Source organism: uncultured Pontibacter sp. (genome assembly GCF_947492645.1).
Lineage (GTDB): Bacteria > Bacteroidota > Bacteroidia > Cytophagales > Hymenobacteraceae > Pontibacter.
Genome location: NZ_CANLMZ010000003.1, coordinates 1 through 23,475 on the forward strand (window position 1 = coordinate 1; position 23,475 = coordinate 23,475).

Here is a 23,475-nt window from a genome sequence, read left to right on the forward strand (position 1 = left end):
ACCTACATGCGAGCAGTCAAATGCTGTCTGAGACAACACCATAGAAGCGATACCGCAGGCATCGGCAGAGCCATTGTCTACGTCAGCTGCCGTGATTGTCACATTGCCCGTTGCGTCCAGCTGCACGGTGATGTTCCTGGCTTTGGCCACAGGTGCCACATTATCCGCTATCGTTACGGTAGCAGTAGCCGTGTGTGTGTTGCCACTCTTATCTGTTATAGTTAGCGTAACCGTATTAGCTCCAACATTAGAGCAGTCGAAAGTGGTCTTATCCAGCACCATTGTTTCAACTCCACAATTGTCAGATGAACTGTCGTTTACATCAGCTGCTTCTATTGTCGCATTGCCATCGGCGTCCAGCTGAACAGTGATGTTCTTGGCTTTGGCAAGCGGCGCAGTCGTATCCTCTACTGTAACGATGGCTGTTGTTGTTGCTTCGTTGCCACTGGCGTCAGTCACGGTCAATGTAACCGTGTTTTCCCCTAGATTTGAGCAATCAAAAGTGGTTTTAGAAAGCGCTAGGGAAACAGAAGTGCAATTATCAGATGAACCACCATTCACATCACCAGCCGTGATCGTAGCCTTACCTGTAGCATCAAGCTGCACCGTAATGTTCTTAGCTACTGCTGCTGGAGCCATATCATCAACTACAGTTACTGTAGCTGTGGCTGTAGAGACGTTCTCATTTGCATCTGTAACCGTTAAAGTAACGGTGTTAGCACCAACCTTGGAGCAATCGAAACTGGTATTATCGATTGACAGTATCTTGATCCCGCAAGCGTCAGTGCTTCCGTTGTCAACATCAGCCGCTACAATCGTTGCAGTACCGTATGCGTCGAGCTGGACGATAATATCTTTAGCAGTTGCAACAGGTGCTGTGTTATCAACTATTGTAACTACTGCGGTTACGATAGATTCATTATCGCCCTTATCAGTCACTGTTAACGTTACAGTATTTTCGCCAACATTGCTGCAGTCAAAAGTAGTTTTGCTTAATGTAAGCGTCTTGATACCGCACAGGTCCGTACTGCCATCATTCACTTGTTCTGGAGTGATCGTTGCGGTTCCATCAGCTGCTAAGTTTACGGTAATATTTTTTGCCTTTGCGACTGGTGCAATTGCGTCCTGTATTGTTACAATTGCCGTAGCAGTTGTGACATTATTTGCAATATCTGTCACCGTTAATGTTACTGTGTTAGCGCCCAGGTTGCTACAGTCAAAAGAAGTTTTATCTAACGCAATTGATGCAATGCCGCAATTATCGGTTGATCCATTATCAATCTGAGACGGTGCTATAACTACAACTCCGTTGGCATCTAGCTGTGCTGTAATATTCTGCGTTTTTACTACTGGCACAGTTACATCTTTAATAATTACATTCTGTGTAGCTGTAGAGGTGTTACCTCCTCCATCAGTAAAGCTCCATGTAATTACATGGGTACCTTGTGTTGTGTAAGTCAGTGGATCAGTAGTTGTACCTGTGATAGTGCCTCCACAATTATCTAAGGCAGTTGGTACAGAAGTTACTGTTGCAGTACACTCCCCTTTAATATCAGGCATAGTCTCGTAATGCAAAATCAGGGTGCCACCTTCAAAATAGGCTATCCACCCACCCCATGTATCAAAATCTTGCCGCAAATAATTGTTGCCGCCATAAACATACCCAGGGATTTCTCCTGTATAGTTAATTGTGAAGCTTTGACTATAGCCGAGATACTGGTTGCCTCCAATTTGAGTGCCTGACACTACCATGCGGCTCCATTGTCCTGTGCCACCCCACCCCTGGTCTCTACCAGAATAAGTAAGTGTTGCACCTGTAACTTTGGCTCCTGCCGGAAGCGGGTCTGCAAAAGTATGCGTATACATCACCCAGTTTTGTGACTGACCAGCTGGAATCTGAATAATCTTGGTTCCTGTTTTAGTTATGACCGGAGCCTCGGTGTCGTTTACAGCAATCGACTTAGAAGCTGTTGTAATAGCCCCAAACGCATCAGTAACCGTTACAGTATATGAGCCGGCAGTTAAGTTAGAGATAACATCTGAAGTGCTTCCGCCTGGCGACCATGAATAAGTATAAGGCCCGGTACCTCCTGATACGGTTGCGGTTAGTTCTCCTGTAGCATCCCCTGCACAGGCAATAGACTGTGTCTCTGTGAGAGCAACAGAGTATAAGTTTGTTATGGTAACCTTGCCTTCACCTGCGTTGCGATTGGCGTAAAATAAGGGAGAATCGCTGTTATTGAGCGAACCACCACCACCTCCGTGCCCGCTGTCACTTGATGAAGTATAAACGGTTTGGCCTTGGATTTGGTAAGTCCCTCCTTGCCCTCCAGAATAGCCGCCGCCGCCGCCGCCCCTAACCAAGATATTTGAAGCGCCGCCGCCACCGCCGCCAAAACCTCCATCACCGCCGAAGTAGCTTCCTGTCCCGCCACTACCGCCAACTGCACCATTGAGGAAGGCCTTACCTCCTTGGGAATTGTATGACCCATTCTCACCGTCACTAAGATATCCGCCTCCCCCAGCTGCTGGAATATCAACTTGACCAAATTTACCACCATTACCGTTTGTACCGCCGCCACCTTGGTAGGTACTACTTCCACTTGAACCGGTATTGGCATGATTTCCAATCGTATTAGGATAAGATGGACCATAATCACCATTGCCGCCACCGCCGCCGCCGGCAATGATCAGGATTGAATTTTTGGTTTTATTTACGACGAAAGAAGCGCCGCCACCACCGCCGCTGTTAATACTTCCCTGTAGGCCAACTCCCTTCGTTCCTTGCTGCCCAACTACCACTTGGATAACCTCTCCTGCCGTTAAGTCAAACTCCCCAGACAAGATAGCGCCACCGCCGCCGCCTGCACCACCGCCTTTGGCGCCTACAGCCTCAATCTTGTATTTACCTGTTGCAGGAACAATCCACTCCTGAACACCCGGCGATTTGATTATAACGCCTCCGTGTAAAGAATTCCCCTCACCGTAAGCCGCATCTACCTGTAACTGGGTCGGACCAAACTTCCCCGTTGCTGTACAGGTAGTAAATGAATAAACAATTTGTGCGTGTGCCTTACCCAAGGCACCTATACATAAACTTATATACAATAGCACCCATATTGCCGGTTTAGCAAAATGGAGTAGCTCTCCCACTTTAGGTGGGGATCCGTAAAAGTGTTTCATATAAAAAGGTTGGTTGTTAATTACTTTAAAGAGGAATATACAGCCTGCTATTGTTCGAAATAAAGTGAACTGTAGCTATTATAATACACGTGGGTTTTAGATTCAATTGGACAGAGTGTCACTGCCAAAGGTCTTATTAGCGTTAATGGCTGTTGCTGGCTCACATTACGCGCACCAGCCCACTCATTAAAGAGTGCTGCAAATTGTTTCATAAGAAAGAGGTAAAGCTTCGGCTATAAATTGAAATTCTGATACACGAAATTTAATATTTCAGATGAGGTACTTTGTCCTTAAATGGTGCGGATAATTAGTGCCACTACTGAATAATTTTAACAAGATTGTTTTCTTTGGCAGGGTATGAACATATGATAAAAGCTGTGCTTCACAAGCATTACCATCGTAGAAGATATTGCAGGTGCACACTATATTCTATATAACTATTGGCTAATAAAATGATAATCCATACATAGCCAAAACACTAAACTCATTAATTAACAGCGTCTTAAAATATCTTGCAAGATACCTGCTAACAAAGGATCACACCAATTTGAAATCGTACTAATTTGTCCCGTTTTGAAAACGGAGACAAACTAATCGGGTGAAACCTCGTTTATCAGGAAACATATTTAGCAGAATAGAGTACATAATATGTTATTATTATTATGCATATACTGAATACCCCATATGCTTTCAAATCGAAAGGAATCTAAAAACCGTTTGATTATTTTTTCAAGAGGTTGATGCTCTTTGCAGGTTCGTACTAAGAAAAGTGTACCCGCCCCTGTCGTCAGAAACCTTAAAAGGCTTAAATTCTTAAACAGAAATGAAAAACTAAAGCTTATTACCTACATAAGTAGCCGGATTGCAACAACTTACAGCAGCAATGCAGACAGCAAGCTTTTATGTAAATAAACTGGGTAGTAGTAGCAGGCAGCACACCTAGCCTGATTATAGAAAATTTTTGATAGCCGCCAGGTAGGCTTTGGAAGTGATCCCTTCCGCTTTGTTAAACGCCTTGTAAAAACCACTCCTGGACGCAAACCCCGCCTGCAGGGCTAGTGCTTCCATGGTAAAGTTTTGTAAAACTCCCTCCTTTTCTAACTGTGCCATTAATTAAGCAATCCGGTACTGGTTAACAAAGTCTTTAAAGCTCTTCCTGAGATGGGTGTTCAGCACCAGTGAAAGCTTGTAGGCCGGAATGCCTAGCTGATCGGCGAGGTCCTGTACTTTAAGCGTCTTTTCTTTGAAGCACCCGGTATCGTGCATATACTGCTCCACTTGCTTAAGTATGCTTTCAGCTTCGTTGCCCTGTAGGTATACCCGGTCCTGTTTTCTGACACGGGAAAGCGTTTCCGGCTTCATGTCCAGAAAGGAGGCAACGCTTTCCAGGGGAAGGCGATAGATATACCCTGGCTTGGATTTGACAAAGTATAAATAACGCTCCTGGCATTGCCTACACGAACGATGTGGGAACGCTCCTAGGCATCGCGGTAATAATCTTCGTATACCTTGCGGATAATGAAATTCAAATCGAAGAAGCGCTGGTACCAGTTTTGCAATGTAGCTGTGTGCACTCCTAAGACCATTTTCGGCTCTACCGCAACGATTGCCTCCCAGGAAGGCTCCTCGCCGTAAAGCCCGGACAAGGAGCTGACAAACTCATTTTCTACTGAAATATAGGTTGTTATTTTTTTATGCTTGTGCAACGAGTAAGCCATCAAGGCACCTGCCCGAATAAAATAAATATAATGGCATCGTTGCCCTTGGTGGAGCAGATGCTTGCCTTCCGCTAATTGGACAGCAATGGCATGTCTGTGAAATTCTTCTCGCAACTCCGTGCAGAGAGGGTGTTGGGTTTCAAACAGGCCGATGATGTAGGCAATATCTTCCGGGTTTACTGGTGTGAAGGCGAGAGGTTTTTCAAGCATCAGCTGGTGCAGGTCATCAATCTACAATATCTAGTGTCATCAAAATTCACGTCTGGAAAAAGTATTAGTTGTAAATGTAAATAATTTAATGAATAAATGTAAACCTGATCTTCCTCTAAATTTACTTACCTTCTATTGGCTTCATCTGTTCTGTGCCTTGAGCGCCGTTACCGCTGAAGCACTGTTTGGTGCAGGAGAGTTTCCAGGGTATAGGTGAGAATCTCTTCCTCCTCGTCCAGTAAATGATCCTGTAGCTTTTCATCCGGCCGGACACCGGCTAACGTTTCACCCCCACTGGGGCGGACGATGTAGCCTTTGGGTATCTTTATCGGGAGGCCTGTTTTCGGCAACGGGAACAAAACTAAGAGGCGTACCAGGTGGGCACATCTTTTTAGTCATTAGCAGCTGTTAAAAGCACTTTGAAGGATGGTCTCAGGAATCATAGACCTGCAGAAGCCCCTCCTCAACAGTAGTGTAGGTATTAACTCCCTACAACTAGGTGACAAGTATACCATTTCCCTGAAATAAAAAAAACAGGAAGCAGTCTTTAACCGCCTCCTGCATCAATCAGGCAAGGTTACCTTACATTCTAGTAAAAACCGTAGTGCGCCTCACGCCGTTAGTGGATACCTCGGTCACAAGTTCAGCCCCGCCATTCTGGCACGTGAAGTTAATGGTATAGCTTCCGGTCGGCACATTAGGGCGACCCTGGTTCTGGCCGGAGCAAATTACATCATCGGTGCGGGTATAGCTATAAGAGATCGTATTGCCGCTAACTGTGTATTTAAAGTGGAACCTGAGTGGCGTGCATATACCGTTGCAGTCCGGGTTCTCACTATAGCCTTCTCCATTGCTGCCAAAGTTGTAGACCAGGGAACCGGCGCCATTACAGGTAGCGGTTTTCCATTTTCCCACCGGGCAAGAGCCGCTGCCACCTGAGCCTTCCCCCTTGATCTTATCGGCAATCAACATGAAGTCTTCTTCGGCATCGCTTACACAACCGGAAAAAGCAAACGAAACAAATAGGATGAGCAGGTATATGAATGATCTGTTTTTCATTTTCAGAGTGAATTAAAAGCTGATAGATAAGTTTGCACCCAACGTACCGTTAGCGTTGGACATTAAAAACATGTCGTAGCCAAGACGTACCAGAGACGTTGGCTTGCCCGAAGCACCGGTAGTAAGGGCGCGCTGCGCGAATACGCCTAAGTGAGCGCCCCCACCAAACACGCCCGCAGTCTCTCCGGGGTTTACTTCGTTGTTCTCGTCTGCTTTGCCGCGGGTATAACACATACCGCCACCAGCCAGGCCCCCTAGCGTCACGATCTTCTTCACAGATAGTTCCTTGAACAGGTAACCGGTAAGATAGTGCCGTGACCCGGTGTAGATCTCCTCATCAATAGGCTCGGAGTACCCGAAATAATTGGTCGAGGCTACACCGTATCCCATGGAAGGCCCTTTTGTGCTACCCTGTTTTGGCTGAAAATACTTTTCCAGCAGCACATTGAAACCAAAGATCGGCTTTGTCTCAAAGTCATAGCTGTCTGTAGAGAAGGTCAGGTGCCGGGAGAAGGTCACTCCGATAAACGTGCGGCCTGGCTTTTCAGTCGTGGGTTGTGCCTTATCCGCCAGGTTATCCAGCAGGCTACTCTCCTTTGGTTCTGTGCTTGCAGGAGCGGCTCCTGAGACATTGAACTTCTCTTCTCTACCGTTTGAATACACAATTTTTTGTACCTCAACCCGCTTCAGGTTATGAACCGGCCCTCCCTGAAAATCAAATAACTTGTATTTAATGGTCTCGTCCGTGATCTCGGTAACCAGGGCCTTTATCTCGGTTTTGTCAGTTTTGGTGATGAGATCCTGTGCCTGCAAAGCATATGCCGTCAGGAGTGTAAAAAATAACACGTAAAGTTTTTTCATTTTAGCGTTTTAAGGGTGAATAATGAACTTGATCATAGTTGTGCTGCGGCTGCTAGTATAAGCGCTTTCATGCCGTAAAAACTACAGGTAGGGGTATTGTGGCAGATATAGACAGTAAATCGGGTAGTTTGAAGTGCCCCAGGAGTTACTCCCAGCTAAAGAACAAGGAATACAGCATTAGTAACTCTTTCTAAAAGTTGTAGGCTTCACCTGAAACATCGCCTACAAAGAACAAATATAGTGTCCTCTGCTTATTCTCCCAATACCTAAAAATAGGTATATTTAAGCTTTCCTGGTCCTGCCCAAACAGTTGCCAGCAGCCTAATTACTAACATGTTACGCAATAGCACACTTTATCAATTACACCCCAGAAAAGAAACAAAGAATGTCATCCTCATAAGCTATCCCACCACGGTTTTAAGAGAGACCAGTAAGGAAAGCATAGAGTAACAGGTAAGCCGCCCACTCTGGTTAGGCTGGCCTGAATGGGTTTCCTTATTTTTTGCTTTGCTTTAAGCCGGCAATCATTTCATCAATATCCTTCATTTTGTGGTGAATAGGCTGGGTAACCGGGAAAGTGTAGGAAACCTCATTGACAAGGTTGCGAAGTTCTTTTCGTTCATAATCCGGAAGCCTGTCCTCTACTTTTACCAAGGAATCGCGCACCTCTGTCACGATCCCCTGCAGGTAAGCAATCAGTAACTGTTTTTTAAAATAGGATTTACATAGTTAGCAGTATGAAATCTTTAATATGCATTAAATTTAAAAAGTACAAAAACACAAATTAGTTTTAATTTAATGATACATTAAATCCTGCTTCCGGACGGGAAACAAGAAAACAAGGCCAGGGCAGGTCCCCTCTACTGCTTTCAGCTCCCTCCCACATGATCCTCCTATACCAGCAGCATTTTCCCCTGCTCTTCTTTTCCCAGGAACCTGCCTTTGATACTTTCGGCCGTCACAGGCTTACCAGCCTCTACTAACTGGCGGTGTGCCTCATAGACCTTTGCCTGCAGGTTATCCAAATAGGCATTCAGGGTTTAGCAGTCGCCTTTGTACCAGCGGCTCGTCCGGCCGCCGCTACCCATCTGTCTGGTTCAATCGCCCTGCCTGTCGCCAGCTCGGCCCGTTTGCCCGAGACAGTAATGCGCATATAGATGGGCACAGGCCCTGTCCGATAGTTTTTTTGTTTCTTAAGGTAGAAAAGGAGACTGAAGTTGATATTCATAATCGTGACTTTAAAGGTTAACAAATGCAGCCTTGCAGTCAACCGCGGTCAAGATATACAGCAACTGTACATCTTATTAATCAGACAGTTACATATCCAATCGGTGCGTAGAAACTTTGCTTTTGTGAACTCACCGATCTACTCACCTGTTTTATGCGAAAAAATGAATAATTCAGCAGTTTTGTAAAAGCAAAAAAGCCTGCAAATACTTAATTTGCAGGCTTTTAAGTTGTTGTGGTATTGCTACCAGCAGAGAGTGAGGGATTCGAACCCCCGGACCTGTTACAGTCAACGGTTTTCAAGACCGCCGCGTTCGACCACTCCGCCAACTCTCTAACGATTTCGAATACAAAAGTAGGGTACCGCTCTGAATTATCAAAACTATCTGTTAAGATTTTTCTTTGGCTTGAGCCTAATAAAGTATAAATAGCTGATTTTAAGCTCGAAAATTTTCAAAGGCACTACCTGAATACTAAAGCTGATTTATACTTTGCCAGCAGCAACATGCGGTACCTTGCCACCTGCACGCACAAGGCGCTTGGTAACAGTATCGATGCTCACGTTAATCTCAAAGCCAAGTATGAGGATCATGGATACAAAATCCAGCCAGATCATCAAACCTATCAAAGCCCCTATCGAGCCATAAAACTTATTATATGTGTCAAAGGCGCTGATGTAACTGGAGAAAATCATGGACACCAGGAAAATTAACGCTGTAGCCACCACGGCACCAGCCGAAAAGAAGGGCCACTTATCTTCTATTGCCGGTACGAAGTAATATACTATTGATGTCGCCAGCAAAAACAGCAACACAATGGCAATATACTTCAGGATAACAATCAAAGTATAAGTATAGCTCTCAGTCACCACCTCGTAGAACACCAGCACATCCAGTATCCATTGCCCAAAGAAAATTGCTGCTACCGCCGTAAATAGTATGAGCGACAGAACCACGGTAAGGGCGGTTGCCATCAAGCGCTTTTTAATATAGCTGCGCTTATAAAAGGTGTGGTACTTTTTATCGAAGGCATCCATCAACGACATAATGCCATTCGTAGATAGTATAAGCGCAAACAGAAAACCAAACGAAAGCAAGCCTCCCCGTGGTTTGTTTACAATATCTTCTATAGTGGAATACGCCGCCGCATACATCTCCTCGGGCATAAAATCACCTAAAAAAGACAGAATGCTCTCGTCCAGGTCGAGGGAAAGTATGTTAGGGATGTAAGGTATAAGCGTGAAAAGGAAAATGATGCTCGGGAATATGGCCAACGTAAAGTTAAAAGCCATGTAAGAGGCCCGCTTGGTAACCGAGTCCAAGCGCAGCTCCCCTATCAGCACATCGGCCACATCATATACCGAAGACTGCCCGTTGTTGAACCGCCACCGCTTCAGAAAAACGATAAATTTACGGTACGCTCTGCGGCGCTTCAGGTATTGCTGATTAAGCCTCATGCACTAAAGTATGGGTCCAGTTTCTCATGAATCAGCGCTGGCACAGCTGTAGGCCTCCCCGACTTCATATCCACAAAAACCATAGTAGTTTCCCCTATGTTCAGCAGGGTTTGTTCTTCGTTGTACACCTCGTACTCAAAAAGTATACGAGAGCCCTTTGGCTTTTGCTTTAACAGCAGCTTGATGGTAAGCAGATCGTCGTACTTGGCAGGGCGCAGGTATTTGCACTTCAGCTCCAGCACAGGCATCATGGTACCGGTTGCTTCCATCTCTTTGTAATGGATGCCCAGCCTCCTGAACACTTCAGTACGCGCTACTTCATAGTATGCGCCATAATTGCCATAGTACACATAGCCCATTTGGTCTGTCTCGGCGTATCGCACACGTATCTGTACTTCTGATTCGAACATTTTTTTGCTATTGACAAAGGATTTCCGAAAAAACAAAGGACTGAAATACTAGTTTCTCTTCTGTCCTTAGTCTTTTGTTTTGGTGAATTACTTCATAATATTTCTAGCTGTAAGAGCCTGCTGGTAACGGCGGGCATTGGCAATGTGCTCAGAGTGCGTTACGGCAAAGCTGTGATAGCCTGAAAAGTCCTCTTTGGCGCAGAAATAAATATACTTATGCTCCTCAGGGTTTAGCACGGCATCAATACTGGAAATATCGGGTACATTGATCGGCCCAGGAGGCAGCCCGGCGTACTTATAAGTATTGTATGGCGAGTCGTGCTGCAGGTGCACGTTTAGCACGCGGCGTATCGTAAAGTCTCTTACAGCAAATACCACCGTAGGATCGGCCTCCAGGCGCATGCCCTTCTGCAATCGGTTAAGGTAAACACCGGCAACGCGAGGCTTTTCATCGTTTTTGATGGTTTCGGCCTGCACTATGGAGGCAAGTGTGCTTACTTCTTTTTGCGACAGCCCCAGTTGCTCGGCTTTAGCCTTGCGTTCAGCAGTCCAGAATTTGTCGTATTCCTTTTTCATGCGCGCCATCAGTTCCGGCGCTGTGGTTGTCCAGTATACTTCGTAAGTATTCGGGATAAACATACTCACAATGGTAGCGGTATCAAAACCAAGTGTAGCCAGGTATGCTTCGTCGCTTAACAGGCTGTCCAGTTCCTGCTCGCTTGCTTCTATTTCGGTGGCCAGTTTTGTTGCCAATTGTGTACGCAGGCGCACGTTGGCAAACGTAAGGTTTACTGGTGTTTGCTGCCCAATGCGCAGCACACCAATTAACTGGCGGTTACCCCAGCCATGTTCCAGTTTATAGCGGCCTGGTTTCACCAGTTCGTCGTAATCCATCAGCTTTGCCATAAAGCGCAGCGATAGCTTGTCAATGATTACTTCGGATGCCTCAATAGAGTCCATTGCCTGTTCGTAAGTGGCTCCGGTGGGAATGGTAACAAAGGTGTCCCGCTTTTTAGTATCCACGTTAGGCGTGTACACAATCTGGAAAGCGTAGTACGAGAAGCTTACAAACAGAAACAGGAAAAGCACGATCAAAGCAGGAATAACCATGCTCCTCTCCTTCTTTTTTCTTCTTGGGGTGATATTTGGGTCGATAGCCATAATGTAAATGAAAGGGCGGAAACAACTGTTAGGTTCCGTGCCAATTTGTAATCCGGAGGCAAAAATAACACTTATGTCTTTAATTGTGAATTCGCAAACCGGCAATGAACGAATTTAAAATTCGTAAACTTCTGATTTCGTGCGTAGCTTCGCTGAAACGCATATTATCAGAATCAAGTAAGAGTACTTTATACTTTGTAACTTAAAGATAAAACTATGAGCAATGCCACTTTTATACAGATACACCCTGACAACCCACAAGAGCGGAAAATACAGGAGGCCGTTGAAATCCTCCGGAACGGCGGCGTGATCATCTACCCAACCGACACGATTTACGGCATTGGCTGCGACATCCACAATACAAGAGCTGTAGAGCGGGTGTGCCAGATAAAAGGTGTGAAACCAGACAAAGTAAACCTATCTTTTATCTGCTCAGACCTTACCCACATATCTGACTATGCAAAAATAGACACGCCAACCTACAAAGTGATGAAGAAGGCTTTGCCCGGCCCTTTTACATTTGTACTGGATGCCACCAGCAACGTACCTCGGTATGCAGGTAACAAAAAGAAAACTGTTGGCATACGTGTACCTGATAATAAGATTGCCTTGATGCTGGTTAAGGAGCTGGGCAATCCTATACTTTCCACGTCTGTGCGTGATGAAGATGAAGTAATAGAGTATAGCACCGACCCTGAGTTAATCTATGAGAAGTATAGAAACCTGGTGGATTGTGTGATTGACGGTGGCTATGGCAACAACATAGCCTCTACGGTTGTGGATGCCAGCAACAATTTTGAAGTGTTACGCGAAGGCGCCGGGGACATAGAAGAATACCTGTAGAGTAAAAGTAAGGGAGCAGGGTATAAATAGATCCAAGTATAAAGTTGTGTCTGTTTCTATTGTATTATCTCAGTAGCTGTAGGTTTCTTGTGTTTCCAGCGCTTATGTGTCCAGAGGTAATCTGCGGGGTTTCTACAAATGGCGGTTTCCAGTTTCCGAGCAAAGGCTTCTGTTATAGAAGGTTGCTCCGGAGCATTCGGTTCTTGAGGTTTACCGTCAGAGAGCAGTTCGAAAGTAAGTGTATAGTGGCCCCGCTTGGTTCGTTCTACGTTCAGGAACAACACAGGGTAGTTAAACTTCTTTGCCAGCTTTTCTGCTCCCTCATAAAAAGGTGTATCCTGGTGCAGAAAAGTGGTCCAGAAAGTAATCTCGCTTTTAAGGGGAGTTTGATCGGATAACATAGCCACCACACGCGGTATTTTACGGTTTGCAGCAAAGTCGCGCAGGGTATCTTTCATTTTTATAAGCCTTGCACCTAAACGGGCACGCGTCATCAGCATGAAGGCCTCAAAAAACGGGTTGTTTAGTGGTTTGTAAACACCATAGGCCGGAAACCCGAATTGTACTGCACCAGCCGAAAGCACCCATTCCCAATTACAGGAATGCGAGCCCATGGTTATAACTGTTTTCCCCTGCTGTACAAAATCATCGAGCAACTCCTGGTTAGTAAATATAATGCGCCGTTTCATTTCTGCAGCATCCATAGAGTGAAGCCTAAGTGTCTCCACCACCACATCCATAAACTGCTTGTAAAATGCTTTGGTAATCTGATGTATTTCTTCAGCGCTTTTTTCAGGAAAAGCATTTGTTAAATTGTTATAGACTACTTTCTTTCGATAACCTATTATATAGTACACCAAAAAGTATAAAACATTGGACAGCAGGTACAGCAATGATAGCGGAAGCAACGACATTCCCTTCAGCAGTAGCCAAAGCGGGTAGTAAAGCGGTGGTATTTTTATACTTCTATCCATTCATTTAAGGGCAGCTGCAAATGTACAACCAAGCAGTCGCATTATGAAATCTCAGAATTCGTGCTTATTTAGCAGCCAAGCAAAACCGTAAGTTCGCAGAAAAAGATCATCTGACAAAAGAATTTATACTTCATCATACTTCCTTTGTCGCAAGGTCAACTTTTCAACTTTAAACACTTAACACAATAGTGGTTCTACTTACAGAAACAATGTATAACCCGCCAGTAGCTTACTTCTGGCACGCACTCCGGGCAGAGGGCATACAACTCGAAACGCATGAAAACTATGTAAAGCAAAGTTACCGCAACCGTTGCCACGTGCTTACGGCACAGGGTGTGCAACCACTAAGCATCCCTGTACTTAAAGGCAACAGCAAAGCCAAAACCCTTATCACCGAAATAGAAATAGATTACAGCCAGAAGTGGCACAATGTGCATTGGCGCACCATACAGGCAGCTTATGGGCGGGCGCCTTATTTTGAATTTTACAGCGACTATATCAAAGCGGTGTATGACCGGCAGCCAAAATTTTTATTCCAGCTAAACGTTGATTTGTTACAGCTTTATTTTAAATTACTAAAGCTGAACAAGCCGCTTCATTTTACAGATTTTTACAGCGAACAGCCTCAGGAAAACGTATTGGATTTAAGAAATAAAATTCACCCAAAAATCTATCCTGACAATTTGCACGTAAAACCCTATACACAAGTTTTTGGCAAACATTTTGCACCAGAGCTAAGTATAATTGACTTGTTGTTTACCCAAGGGCCAGCATCACTTTCATATCTGCAATAAGGTTTAGGGATACGAAACATTTGTACTGCACAGCTTGTTTAAAAGTAACGTTCGAAGTAAGCTTCAGCCGATTATCAATTTTTGACTTTTTTTAGATTATATAAAGTATACATGGAAGCTAAATTCTCAAACAGAGTGAAAGAGGTTATCTCTCTTAGCCGTGAGGAAGCTATTCGACTTGGGCATGACTACATTGGCACCGAACACCTGGTGCTGGGCATGATCCGGGAAGGAGAAGGTACAGCCATTGCTCTGCTTAAAAAGCTGGGCGTTTCGATAGATGAATTAAAGTACGCTTTAGAGCAGGCTACACGAAATACAGCTACGCAAAGCAGCAACATCACAGGCAGTATCCCGCTTACAAAGCAGACTGAGAAGGTGCTGAAGATAACATACCTGGAGGCAAAGATCTTCAAGAGTGATATTATCGGTACAGAGCACCTCTTACTATCCATCCTCCGGGATGAAGACAATATTTCTTCACAAATATTAGCGAAATTCAACGTGAACTACGAAGCCATAAGAGACTCCCTGGATTATCATAGCAATAATCCACTCGCATCGTCTGACACAGACGATTCTGATGACTCAGATAAATTTTTGGGCAGTTCATCGTCCCGCTCCGGTAGCACCAGCAAGAAACCCGGCGAAAAATCGCGTACACCTGTACTTGATAATTTTGGCCGCGACCTTACCAAACTTGCCGAAGATGACAAACTAGACCCGATTGTAGGCCGCGAAAAAGAAATTGAGCGTGTAGCCCAGGTACTGAGTCGCCGTAAAAAGAACAACCCTATACTTATAGGTGAGCCAGGTGTTGGTAAAACAGCCATTGCTGAAGGCCTAGCCCTGCGCATCATACAGAAAAAGGTAAGCCGTGTGCTGTTTAATAAGCGTGTGGTAACCCTGGACCTTGCCTCTCTGGTAGCGGGCACAAAATACCGTGGCCAGTTTGAAGAGCGCATGAAGGCGGTGATGAATGAACTGGAGAAATCTCCGGATGTGATCCTGTTCATTGATGAGCTGCACACGATTGTGGGTGCTGGTGGCGCTTCTGGTTCTCTGGATGCCTCTAACATGTTTAAGCCTGCCCTTGCCCGTGGCGAGATTCAATGCATCGGTGCCACGACCCTGGATGAGTACCGCCAGTACATCGAGAAAGATGGTGCCTTGGCCCGTCGTTTCCAGGTTGTAATGGTAGACCCGACTACACCGGAAGAGACAATCGAGATATTGAACAATATCAAGGACAAGTACCAGGACCACCACCACGTAAACTATACAGATAAGGCCATTGAAGCCTGCGTTAAGTTAAGTGACCGCTACATGAGCGACCGCTTCTTACCAGACAAAGCCATCGATATTTTAGACGAGGCTGGTGCGCGTGTGCACATCAACAACATTATCGTACCGGATGATATCCTGAAGCTTGAAGAGCAGATTGAGAACATCAAGGTAGAGAAAAACCGTGTTGTGAAGAGCCAGAAGTATGAAGAGGCTGCTCAACTGCGTGATAAGGAGAAAAAACTTATCGACCAGCTTGAAACAGCTAAGAAAGACTGGGAAGAGGAGACCAAAAAGAAGCGTTATACTGTAAAAGAGGAAAATGTGGCAGAAGTTATTGCCATGATGACAGGTATTCCGGTAAAACGTATCGCTCAGAAAGAAGGCGTGAAGCTGCTGAACATGGGCGAAGAGCTGAAAGGCAAAGTAATCGGCCAGGACAAAGCTATTTCGCAGTTAGTGAAAGCTATTCAGCGTACACGCGTAGGCCTGAAGGATCCGAAAAAACCAATCGGTTCATTCGTGTTCCTGGGTCCGACTGGTGTAGGTAAAACAGAGCTCGCTAAAGTGCTTGCCACTTACCTGTTCGATAAAGAAGATTCGCTGGTGCGTATCGACATGAGTGAGTACATGGAGAAATTCAGCGTATCTCGCTTAGTGGGAGCGCCTCCAGGATACGTGGGTTATGAAGAAGGTGGCCAGCTGACTGAAAAGATCCGCCGTAAGCCATACTCTGTAGTGTTACTGGATGAGATTGAGAAAGCGCACCCGGATGTTTACAACCTGTTGTTGCAGGTACTTGACGATGGTATACTTACCGATGGTTTAGGCCGTAAGGTTGACTTCCGTAACACCATCATCATCATGACCTCCAACATAGGTGCCCGCGACTTGCAAGACTTTGGAGCCGGTATTGGTTTCATGTCGAAGAGCAAGCAGGAGAACGTAGACGATATTATGAAAGGCACTATTGCCAGCGCCCTGAAGAAGACGTTCTCACCAGAGTTCCTGAACCGCCTGGATGATGTGATCGTGTTTAACTCGCTTAACCGTGAGGACATGCACAAAATCATCGAGCTTTCGCTTGGTAAACTGTTTAAACGCGTGGAAACGTTGGGTTATACTATCGAGCTTTCAAAAGAGGCAAAAGACTTTGTAGCCGAAAAAGGATATGATCCGAAGTATGGCGCACGTCCTTTAAACAGAGCTATCCAGAAGTATATCGAAGATCCGATTGCCGAGGAAATCCTGAAAGCTGAAGTTAACCAAGGCGACACGATCATGGTGGACTACAAGGAAGGCGAAGAGAAACTTATCTTCAAGTCTAAGAAGAGCAATGGCAAAAAAGCCAAAGGCGCTTCCGACGAGACAGAGGAAGAAAAAGAATCTTCTAAGTCATCCGGATCAGATAAAACCGATAAAGAATAACACCATCTGAGTAATAAAATAAGGGCTACCTGCACAGGTAGCCCTTATTTTTTAGTTCACCAACCACCTCACTCTTAAAATCATAAGACAATAGCTATACTTGTAAAGTCGCGTTGGCAGCTATATATTCAAAAAATGATGTAATAGTACCGAATTTAGGTGCAGAGTTTTTAAATTTGAGGATTAATCAATCTGAATCGCTTAAATAGTTATACAACATATACATGGCCGGAGAAATTAGACAAGCCCAATTAGAGACACTCGAGCGTAAAAATGCGGAAGCCTTGTTAGGTGGCGGAGAAGACCGAATTGCAGCACAGCACAAAAAAGGAAAGCTGACAGCCCGTGAGCGTATACACCTGTTGATGGATGAAGGCTCTTTTGAGGAGATTGGCAAGTTTGTGATGCACCGCTCCAAAGACTTTGGCTTAGATAAGCAATACTTTTTAGGCGATGGCGTAGTAACTGGCTACGGCACCATAAATGGGCGCTTAGTTTACGTTTTCTCTCAGGATTTTACTGTACTGGGCGGTTCGCTTTCTGAAACGCACGCCGAGAAGATCGTGAAGATAATGGAGCTTGCCATGAAAAACGGCGCTCCGGTTATTGGCCTGAACGATTCTGGTGGTGCCCGTATTCAAGAAGGCGTTGTATCGCTGGGCGGATATGCAGACATTTTCTATCGCAACACCTTAGCTTCTGGCGTTATTCCTCAGATATCGGCCATCATGGGCCCATGCGCAGGTGGTGCAGTATACTCACCGGCCATCACCGATTTTATCATGATGGTGCAGGATACGTCGTACATGTTTGTTACTGGGCCAAACGTAGTAAAAACCGTTACACACGAAAACGTTACCTCAGAAGAACTAGGCGGTGCCAGCACCCACAGCTCTAAGAGTGGTGTAACCCATTTCTCCTGCGCCAACGAGGTAGAGTGCATCAACTACATTAAAACACTTTTAAGCTATGTGCCGCAGAACTGCGAAGAGTTGCCGCCATCGCTGCCTTACGAGCCACAAGCCGACGAAACTCGTAGCGTACTGGATACCATTATACCAGAAAACCCAAACCAGCCTTACGATATCCGCGAGGTAATTGAAGGAATCATAGATACGGATTCATTTTTTGAAGTACACAAGAACTTTGGAGAAAACATTGTAGTTGGTTTTGCCCGACTTGCAGGTAGAAGTATAGGCATTGTAGGCAACCAGCCTGCTGTGTTAGCCGGTGTACTGGATATTAATGCCAGCACCAAAGCCGCACGCTTTGTTCGTTTCTGCGATAGCTTTAACGTGCCTTTGCTTGTTTTAGAGGATGTACCGGGTTTCTTGCCAGGCACCGACCAGGAGTGGCGCGGCATCATTACCAACGGCGCTAAATTACTTTATGCTTTCTGCGAGGCTACTGTGCCGCGCATTACCGTAATTACCCGCAAAGCTTACGGCGGCGCATACGATGTAATGAACTCAAAGCACATAGGTGCTGATATGAACTTTGCATGGCCAACTGCCGAGATCGCCGTAATGGGTGCACAAGGCGCTGCCGAGATCATCTTTAAGCGTGAAATTGCGACCGCTGAAGACCCTGCTGCTAAACTGGCTGAGAAAGTACAGGAATATAAGGACAAATTTGCAACGCCTTACCGTGCCGCACACCGTGGTTTTATTGATGAGGTAATTACGCCATCCGAAACAAGAACCAAGTTGATCAAGGCATTTAAAATGCTGGAAAATAAGGCCGTGACACTTCCGCGTAAGAAGCACGGCAATATTCCGCTTTAATTAAATTATGAATGCCGGATTAGAAAGTATGAATAGTGCGTATAACCACTTCATACTTTCTGATTTCAATCGTTCATAACTTACATTTGTAATTCATAACTAGCGCAAGCATGAGACAAGAATCTTTCGATTTTTTACAGAAATACCTGAATAACTCCTCTCCTACCGGCTTCGAATCTGAAGGTCAGAAATTATGGCTGGAGTATGTAAAGCCATACATCGATGAATATTTTGTAGATACTTACGGTACAGTTGTGGGGGTTATTAACCCACAGGCAGAGTACAAGGTCGTGATTGAGGCACATGCCGATGAAATTAGCTGGTTTGTGAACTACATCACACCGGAGGGCTACATCTACCTGAAGCGTAACGGCGGCTCTGATGCGTTGATTGCACCGTCTAAGCGAGTGAATATTTATACTTCTAAAGGCATTGTTAAGGCTGTTTTCGGATGGCCTGCCATACATGTGCGCAAAGTAGAAAACGACAAAGCCCCAACCATCGAAACCGTGTTTCTGGACTGTGGCGCCAACAACCGCGAAGAAGTGGAAGCCATGGGCATACATGTTGGTTGCGTAGCTACTTTCGAGGATGAGTTTACCGTGATGAACGACCGCTACTACGTAGGTCGCGCGTTAGACAACCGCATTGGTGGCTTTATGATTGCCGAGGTAGCACGCCTACTGAAGGAGAACGGAAATAAACTGCCGTTTGGCCTGTACGTTGTAAATGCGGTGCAGGAAGAAATTGGTTTGCGTGGCGCCGAGATGATCGCCCACCGCATCAACCCGGATGTAGCCATCATCACCGATGTTACCCACGATACGCAATCGCCGATGTACGACAAGAAAACCAGCGGCGACATCCATTGCGGCAAAGGTCCTGTTATTGCTTACGGTCCTGCTGTACAAAACAATGTGAGAGACCTGATCATAAACACAGCCAAAGAAAAAGATATCCCGTTCCAGCGTTCTGCTGTTTCGCGTGCGACAGGTACTGATACCGATGCCTTTGCCTACTCTAACGCCGGTGTTGCCTCTGCGCTTATTTCGCTGCCATTAAAGTACATGCACACTACCGTAGAAACCGTGCACAAAGACGATGTGGATAACGTGATCAAAATGATATACGAAACCATACTTAAAATACAGGACAAGCAGGATTTCCGCTACCTGAGTTAAGAAGCCATACTTATACTTCAGAAGCCTCACTTACCGCACAGGTTTGTGAGGCTTTTGCTTTATTGCGCTGCTGTTTGTATCTTATACTTAAAACAAACTTTATACTTATGAACCTATTGCTGCAACACTCAAGTCTATGGCCCCGTGCTTTAGCTATTATAAGTGGAAGCGGTTATACTTTGCCAAACCTTAAATACCTATAAACTTCCCGAAATATTACGAGATAGTTTACTGACGTTTTTAGGTTATAAACACATCTCCGATTCATAACTCAACAATTTATAATTCATTAGCGTGCTTTTCACCGACCAAATGGGCTACAGCATTGAGCTGGAGCAACGACCGCAGCGCATCATATCACTTGTGCCCTCCCAAACCGAACTTTTGTTTGATTTAGGCTTAGGAGACAGAGTGGTAGGCATCACCAAATTCTGCATTCACCCGAAGCAGCAGGTAAAGCAGGTAACTAAAATTGGCGGCACCAAGAACTTTAACTTTGATGTAATCGATCAACTCCAGCCAGACCTGATCATCGGAAACAAAGAAGAGAATTACCAGGAGGGCATTGAGCAACTGCAGGCAAAGTATAAAGTATGGATGGGTGATATTTATACGTTGGAGGATGCTTTGGAGATGATTACCCAAATGGGCCAAATAACGGGAACAGCGGCCAAGGCTCTAGCATTTACGCGTGGTATAGCATCCGGCTTTAAACAGCTGCCCCCCCTGCAACCAAGTATAAAAACAGCCTACTTTATCTGGCGCAACCCTTACATGGTCGTGGGCAGCCATAACATCATAGACCACATCCTGCAGCGCTGCGGTTTTGTGAACGTTTTTGGCCAACTATCCCGCTACCCTGAAATAACCACAGAACAACTTCAGCAGGCAAACCCGCAGCTTATACTTTTATCATCAGAGCCTTATCCTTTTAAAGAAAAGCACTTACAGGAATTTCTGGAGATTTGCCCAAAGGCATGTATAAAAGTAGTGGATGGCGAAATGTTTAGCTGGTACGGCAGCAGACTGGCACATGCTCCGGCTTACTTGCAACAAGTATTGGAAGAGGTGAAGCGGGAGCTAATAGTATAGCTGGCGTTCCTCTACAACTTGTCCAGCAATTTCAGCGCATTTTTAGATACAGCCTCAAAGTAAGCTGCGTCGGCTTTTAGCTGGTTCAGGCTTTTTCCTTTAACCTCACGTTTATTTGTTGGATCTGCTAAAGAGGTAAGGGTAATGATCTTCCGGATCCGCTGTGTTTGTGCTGCCGTTATACTTTGCGGGTCCAACTCCTGCAGCCGCGCTACAAGCAAATGCCTAAAATCTTTTTTCTCTAGTGCCTCTTCCTCTAGCAGGCGCATGATGGCCGCCACCACTTCATCTTCATGAGGTGATTCGAGCGCGGCAGAGATAAGCTCGTTAGTCTTGGGCAAAGGCAGTTTTATAAGTAACTCGTACGCGCCTTGCTGCTCCCCTGCTGTTGTGTAGCACTTCATCCAAAACCTACCCGAGGCTGTATCTTTGTATACTGCAGCCCACCCTCCTGCGGCCTCTTCCATCAGCTGCATACTACCAACAAATTCATTTATAAGCTTGGCATCGCCATACAGTTTCCGGCTTTCAATGGCAATCAGGTGGTATAGGTTATTTCAAATCCGGCTTTTCCCAGGTCTTCCCAAAACCTTGGGTACGATTTCCGGACCACGTTTGGTTCCTGTATTTCGACAGGCTCGAGTAGGGCAAGTGGTGCAAAAGCCATGGCCATGCGGTGGTCCTGGTAGGTGCGGAAGGAAAGTTGTTTTTTGGTGATGATCCCTGGCTCCATCCTGAAAACGCCCGGTGTTACTTCTTCCATGGTAGAGCCCATACCAAGTAATTCTATCTGCAGCGCCTGTATGCGGTCTGTTTCTTTTATACGGAGACTCTCCAAACCAGTAAGCTCCAGGGTTACGCCTAAGGCGGCACATAGGGCAACTATTGTTTGGGCAAGATCGGGGCATTGGCTAAAATCATAGGAAAGGTGCTTCTCCAGCCGCTTTTTGGATAGCGTTATACCTGCTTCAGAGTAGGTAGTATAAACACCTAGGTGCTGCATTATTTCAGCCACAGCGCTATCACCCTGAAAAGAATTCTCTTTTAAACCCAGCAACGTTACTTCGGCTTCTTTAGCCAACGCCACTATACTATACCAATAGCTCGCCGCCGACCAATCGGATTCCACGTGGAAGCTGTTAGGTTTATACTTCTGGGCTGGAACAGTAATGGTATTTTCCTCGAAAGTAGCCTCTACACCAAAGTGCTGCATCAGCGAGAGCGTCATATCTATATAAGGCTTAGACCCTATCTTGCCTTCCAGGTTAAGCACCAAGCCCTCCGGAAGCAGCGGCGCCACCATCAACAAAGCCGAAATATACTGGCTGCTGATATCTGAGCGGATAGTAAGCTCGCTTTTGCCACTACCACTAAAGCCATTTATTTTAAGAGGCGGGTAACCTTCCTCGCCAAGGTAATTTATACTTGCTCCAAGTTCACGCAGCGCATCCACCAATACCTTAATAGGCCGCTGACACATGCGCTCAGTTCCAGTTAAAACTTTCTGCTGTCCGGTAATGGCATAATAAGCAGTTAAGAAACGCATAACAGTACCTGCATCTTCTGCATTTATCTCTTCAGCATCGCGCTGTAGCAAGCGCTGGAGCAGCTGTGTGTCGTTTGCTTCAGAAAGGTTATCCACCTGAGAAGTGGCCCCAGCAAGTGCTGAGATGATAAGCGCGCGGTTTGCCTCGCTTTTAGAGGCAGGCAATTTTATACTTGTATGTATATGGCCGGTTTGGTGGCTAAGTGTAAGGCTTTGGCTCATAGCAAAGAGTAATAGCGTAACGATTCGATTATTTGCTGCACCGTTACAGGCTGATCGTAAACGGCTTTACCGATACCGTTAAGTAAAGTACAGTTTATTGTAGTGCGGGAATTCTTTTTATCCTGAAGCGCGAACTGTGCTATGCTTTGAATGTCTGCTTCCGTTAAAGGCACCTTTTCATAAATTGATACCAGGAAAGTCTCGATCTTATCCAGCGCCTCCTGTGGCAGCAGCTCATGGTTAACGGATAGCCAGGCCTCGCATAGCATGCCTACAGCCACGGCTTCGCCATGTAAAAGCTCTCTTCCAGGTTTATCCATCAAGTAACTTTCTACGGCATGCCCTACAGTATGGCCAAAGTTCAGCACCTTGCGGTAACCTCTTTCTAAGGGGTCTGCCGCTACAACTTCAGACTTTATACTTACTGAGTGGCGTATCAGCTCTTCCCAATCCTCTGTAAACAAACCTACATGGCGCTGCTCCTGAAAAGCTGCTGCATCTGCAATAAGCCAATGCTTTATAATTTCGGCATAACCGGATTTCAGTTGCTGCGGCGAGAGTGTCTGCAGAAAACCAGGATTGATGAAGACTGCCTGGGGCTCTTTGTACACGCCAATATGGTTTTTAAGCCCATGAAAGTCAATGCCGGTTTTGCCTCCCACGCTGGCATCTACCTGCGCGAGTAAGGTAGTAGGCACTTGCACAAAGTATAAACCACGCTTAAAAACTGCGGCACAGAATCCACCCATATCGCCAATAACACCACCGCCTACGTTTACCAGCACCGACCAGCGGTCCAGGTTTAGCTCTGTCATGCGCTGCCATATATACTCGCAGGTTTGCAGGGTTTTGTTTTCCTCTCCGCTTTTTACCTGTATAAGCTCATGCTCAGGTAAGTATGGTTTTAGGGCGGGGTAGCAATGGGCCAATGTATTTTCATCAACCAGTACGGCTACTTTACTAAAGGCTCTGTTTTGCAGCACCGTCGTTAACTCCTGCAAGGCGTCTTGGCCAATATAGATAGCTTCTGTCATTTTAAATC

Annotated in this window: 21 protein-coding genes, 1 tRNA gene and 1 pseudogene; 6 read left to right on the forward strand and 17 right to left on the reverse strand. The window is 45.6% G+C overall.

All coding sequences use genetic code 11. The annotated features are described in order from the left end of the window. The 13 genes and pseudogenes from Q1A23_RS02830 to mltG form a co-directional block, all read right to left on the reverse strand. Positions 1 to 3,183, reverse strand: a pseudogene (locus tag Q1A23_RS02830) (hypothetical protein); the annotation flags it as partial. Positions 3,184 to 4,131: 948 nt separating this feature from the next. Next, a complete protein-coding gene (locus Q1A23_RS02835) occupies positions 4,132 to 4,293 on the reverse strand; it encodes an AraC family transcriptional regulator (RefSeq protein ID WP_299819202.1) in 162 nt (53 codons plus the stop codon). Positions 4,294 to 4,296: 3 nt separating this feature from the next. Then, positions 4,297 to 4,545, reverse strand: a complete 249-nt coding sequence (locus Q1A23_RS02840; protein WP_299819205.1) for a hypothetical protein — start codon at positions 4,543 to 4,545, stop codon at positions 4,297 to 4,299. 116 nt (positions 4,546 to 4,661) lie between these two features. Then, complete coding sequence (locus Q1A23_RS02845) at positions 4,662 to 5,111, reverse strand: cyclic nucleotide-binding domain-containing protein (RefSeq protein ID WP_299819208.1); 450 nt, start codon at positions 5,109 to 5,111, stop codon at positions 4,662 to 4,664. Positions 5,112 to 5,693: 582 nt separating this feature from the next. Next, entirely contained in the window at positions 5,694 to 6,170 is a 477-nt protein-coding gene (locus tag Q1A23_RS02850; protein WP_299819211.1) for a hypothetical protein, read from the reverse strand. Between the two features lie 12 nt (positions 6,171 to 6,182). After that, complete coding sequence (locus tag Q1A23_RS02855; protein ID WP_299819214.1) at positions 6,183 to 7,031, reverse strand: hypothetical protein; 849 nt, start codon at positions 7,029 to 7,031, stop codon at positions 6,183 to 6,185. A gap of 495 nt (positions 7,032 to 7,526) precedes the next feature. Further along, a complete protein-coding gene (locus tag Q1A23_RS02860; RefSeq protein WP_299819217.1) occupies positions 7,527 to 7,706 on the reverse strand; it encodes a hypothetical protein in 180 nt (59 codons plus the stop codon). 218 nt (positions 7,707 to 7,924) lie between these two features. Continuing rightward, positions 7,925 to 8,056, reverse strand: coding sequence for a hypothetical protein (locus Q1A23_RS02865; protein ID WP_299819220.1), 132 nt, complete (start codon positions 8,054 to 8,056; stop codon positions 7,925 to 7,927). Positions 8,057 to 8,064: 8 nt separating this feature from the next. Further along, positions 8,065 to 8,259: an Arm DNA-binding domain-containing protein gene (locus Q1A23_RS02870; protein ID WP_299819222.1), complete on the reverse strand. Its 195-nt coding sequence runs from the start codon at positions 8,257 to 8,259 to the stop codon at positions 8,065 to 8,067. A 250-nt stretch (positions 8,260 to 8,509) separates the two neighbouring features. After that, a tRNA-Ser gene (locus tag Q1A23_RS02875) sits at positions 8,510 to 8,594 on the reverse strand. A 148-nt stretch (positions 8,595 to 8,742) separates the two neighbouring features. Continuing rightward, positions 8,743 to 9,714, reverse strand: coding sequence for a YihY/virulence factor BrkB family protein (locus Q1A23_RS02880; RefSeq protein ID WP_299819225.1), 972 nt, complete (start codon positions 9,712 to 9,714; stop codon positions 8,743 to 8,745). Next, complete coding sequence (locus Q1A23_RS02885; RefSeq protein WP_299819228.1) at positions 9,711 to 10,124, reverse strand: thioesterase family protein; 414 nt, start codon at positions 10,122 to 10,124, stop codon at positions 9,711 to 9,713. Before Q1A23_RS02885 ends, Q1A23_RS02880 begins: the two co-directional genes overlap by 4 nt. Before the next feature lie 87 nt (positions 10,125 to 10,211). Then, a complete protein-coding gene (mltG, locus tag Q1A23_RS02890; RefSeq protein ID WP_299819231.1) occupies positions 10,212 to 11,285 on the reverse strand; it encodes an endolytic transglycosylase MltG in 1,074 nt (357 codons plus the stop codon). A gap of 216 nt (positions 11,286 to 11,501) precedes the next feature. On the opposite strand from mltG, the gene Q1A23_RS02895 reads away from it, so the two are divergent. Then, positions 11,502 to 12,128, forward strand: a complete 627-nt coding sequence (locus Q1A23_RS02895) for an L-threonylcarbamoyladenylate synthase (protein WP_299819234.1) — start codon at positions 11,502 to 11,504, stop codon at positions 12,126 to 12,128. A 56-nt stretch (positions 12,129 to 12,184) separates the two neighbouring features. On the opposite strand, the gene Q1A23_RS02900 is transcribed toward Q1A23_RS02895, so the two are convergent. Continuing rightward, a complete protein-coding gene (locus tag Q1A23_RS02900; RefSeq protein ID WP_299819237.1) occupies positions 12,185 to 13,102 on the reverse strand; it encodes a lysophospholipid acyltransferase family protein in 918 nt (305 codons plus the stop codon). A gap of 188 nt (positions 13,103 to 13,290) precedes the next feature. Between Q1A23_RS02900 and Q1A23_RS02905 the strand changes: the two genes are divergently transcribed. From Q1A23_RS02905 to Q1A23_RS02925, 5 genes are all read left to right on the forward strand, one after another. Continuing rightward, on the forward strand, positions 13,291 to 13,896 hold the full coding sequence (locus Q1A23_RS02905; RefSeq protein ID WP_299819240.1) for a WbqC family protein: 606 nt from the start codon (positions 13,291 to 13,293) through the stop codon (positions 13,894 to 13,896). Between the two features lie 111 nt (positions 13,897 to 14,007). Next, positions 14,008 to 16,608 carry an ATP-dependent Clp protease ATP-binding subunit gene (locus tag Q1A23_RS02910; protein WP_299819243.1) on the forward strand — a complete coding sequence of 867 codons (2,601 nt, stop codon included), beginning with the start codon at positions 14,008 to 14,010 and terminating at the stop codon, positions 16,606 to 16,608. A gap of 224 nt (positions 16,609 to 16,832) precedes the next feature. After that, complete coding sequence (locus tag Q1A23_RS02915; protein ID WP_299819246.1) at positions 16,833 to 18,392, forward strand: acyl-CoA carboxylase subunit beta; 1,560 nt, start codon at positions 16,833 to 16,835, stop codon at positions 18,390 to 18,392. Between the two features lie 110 nt (positions 18,393 to 18,502). Then, entirely contained in the window at positions 18,503 to 19,573 is a 1,071-nt protein-coding gene (locus Q1A23_RS02920) for a M42 family metallopeptidase (RefSeq protein ID WP_299819249.1), read from the forward strand. A 312-nt stretch (positions 19,574 to 19,885) separates the two neighbouring features. Next, a complete protein-coding gene (locus Q1A23_RS02925) occupies positions 19,886 to 20,665 on the forward strand; it encodes a helical backbone metal receptor (protein ID WP_299820084.1) in 780 nt (259 codons plus the stop codon). An 11-nt stretch (positions 20,666 to 20,676) separates the two neighbouring features. Here Q1A23_RS02925 and Q1A23_RS02930 read toward each other — a convergent pair whose 3' ends face one another. The 3 genes from Q1A23_RS02930 to aroB form a co-directional block, all read right to left on the reverse strand. Then, on the reverse strand, positions 20,677 to 21,141 hold the full coding sequence (locus Q1A23_RS02930) for a hypothetical protein (RefSeq protein WP_299819252.1): 465 nt from the start codon (positions 21,139 to 21,141) through the stop codon (positions 20,677 to 20,679). Between the two features lie 62 nt (positions 21,142 to 21,203). After that, entirely contained in the window at positions 21,204 to 22,433 is a 1,230-nt protein-coding gene (locus Q1A23_RS02935; protein ID WP_299819255.1) for a 3-phosphoshikimate 1-carboxyvinyltransferase, read from the reverse strand. Next, positions 22,430 to 23,467: a 3-dehydroquinate synthase gene (gene aroB / locus Q1A23_RS02940; RefSeq protein WP_299819258.1), complete on the reverse strand. Its 1,038-nt coding sequence runs from the start codon at positions 23,465 to 23,467 to the stop codon at positions 22,430 to 22,432. The genes Q1A23_RS02935 and aroB overlap by 4 nt, the downstream gene beginning before the upstream one ends. Between the last annotated feature and the right edge of the window lie 8 nt (positions 23,468 to 23,475).

Bases quoted from the DNA above. Each gene is read 5' to 3' on its own strand.
- Q1A23_RS02835 (WP_299819202.1), bottom strand. From the start codon at position 4,293: ATGGCACAGTTAGAAAAGGAGGGAGTTTTACAAAACTTTACCATGGAA.
- Q1A23_RS02840 (WP_299819205.1), bottom strand. From the start codon at position 4,545: ATGAAGCCGGAAACGCTTTCCCGTGTCAGAAAACAGGACCGGGTATAC.
- Q1A23_RS02845 (WP_299819208.1), bottom strand. From the start codon at position 5,111: ATGCTTGAAAAACCTCTCGCCTTCACACCAGTAAACCCGGAAGATATT.
- Q1A23_RS02850 (WP_299819211.1), bottom strand. From the start codon at position 6,170: ATGAAAAACAGATCATTCATATACCTGCTCATCCTATTTGTTTCGTTT.
- Q1A23_RS02855 (WP_299819214.1), bottom strand. From the start codon at position 7,031: ATGAAAAAACTTTACGTGTTATTTTTTACACTCCTGACGGCATATGCT.
- Q1A23_RS02870 (WP_299819222.1), bottom strand. From the start codon at position 8,259: ATGAATATCAACTTCAGTCTCCTTTTCTACCTTAAGAAACAAAAAAAC.
- Q1A23_RS02880 (WP_299819225.1), bottom strand. From the start codon at position 9,714: ATGAGGCTTAATCAGCAATACCTGAAGCGCCGCAGAGCGTACCGTAAA.
- Q1A23_RS02885 (WP_299819228.1), bottom strand. From the start codon at position 10,124: ATGTTCGAATCAGAAGTACAGATACGTGTGCGATACGCCGAGACAGAC.
- mltG (WP_299819231.1), bottom strand. From the start codon at position 11,285: ATGGCTATCGACCCAAATATCACCCCAAGAAGAAAAAAGAAGGAGAGG.
- Q1A23_RS02895 (WP_299819234.1), top strand. From the start codon at position 11,502: ATGAGCAATGCCACTTTTATACAGATACACCCTGACAACCCACAAGAG.
- Q1A23_RS02900 (WP_299819237.1), bottom strand. From the start codon at position 13,102: ATGGATAGAAGTATAAAAATACCACCGCTTTACTACCCGCTTTGGCTA.
- Q1A23_RS02910 (WP_299819243.1), top strand. From the start codon at position 14,008: ATGGAAGCTAAATTCTCAAACAGAGTGAAAGAGGTTATCTCTCTTAGC.
- Q1A23_RS02915 (WP_299819246.1), top strand. From the start codon at position 16,833: ATGGCCGGAGAAATTAGACAAGCCCAATTAGAGACACTCGAGCGTAAA.
- Q1A23_RS02920 (WP_299819249.1), top strand. From the start codon at position 18,503: ATGAGACAAGAATCTTTCGATTTTTTACAGAAATACCTGAATAACTCC.
- Q1A23_RS02925 (WP_299820084.1), top strand. From the start codon at position 19,886: ATGGGCTACAGCATTGAGCTGGAGCAACGACCGCAGCGCATCATATCA.
- Q1A23_RS02930 (WP_299819252.1), bottom strand. From the start codon at position 21,141: ATGCAGCTGATGGAAGAGGCCGCAGGAGGGTGGGCTGCAGTATACAAA.
- Q1A23_RS02935 (WP_299819255.1), bottom strand. From the start codon at position 22,433: ATGAGCCAAAGCCTTACACTTAGCCACCAAACCGGCCATATACATACA.
- aroB (WP_299819258.1), bottom strand. From the start codon at position 23,467: ATGACAGAAGCTATCTATATTGGCCAAGACGCCTTGCAGGAGTTAACG.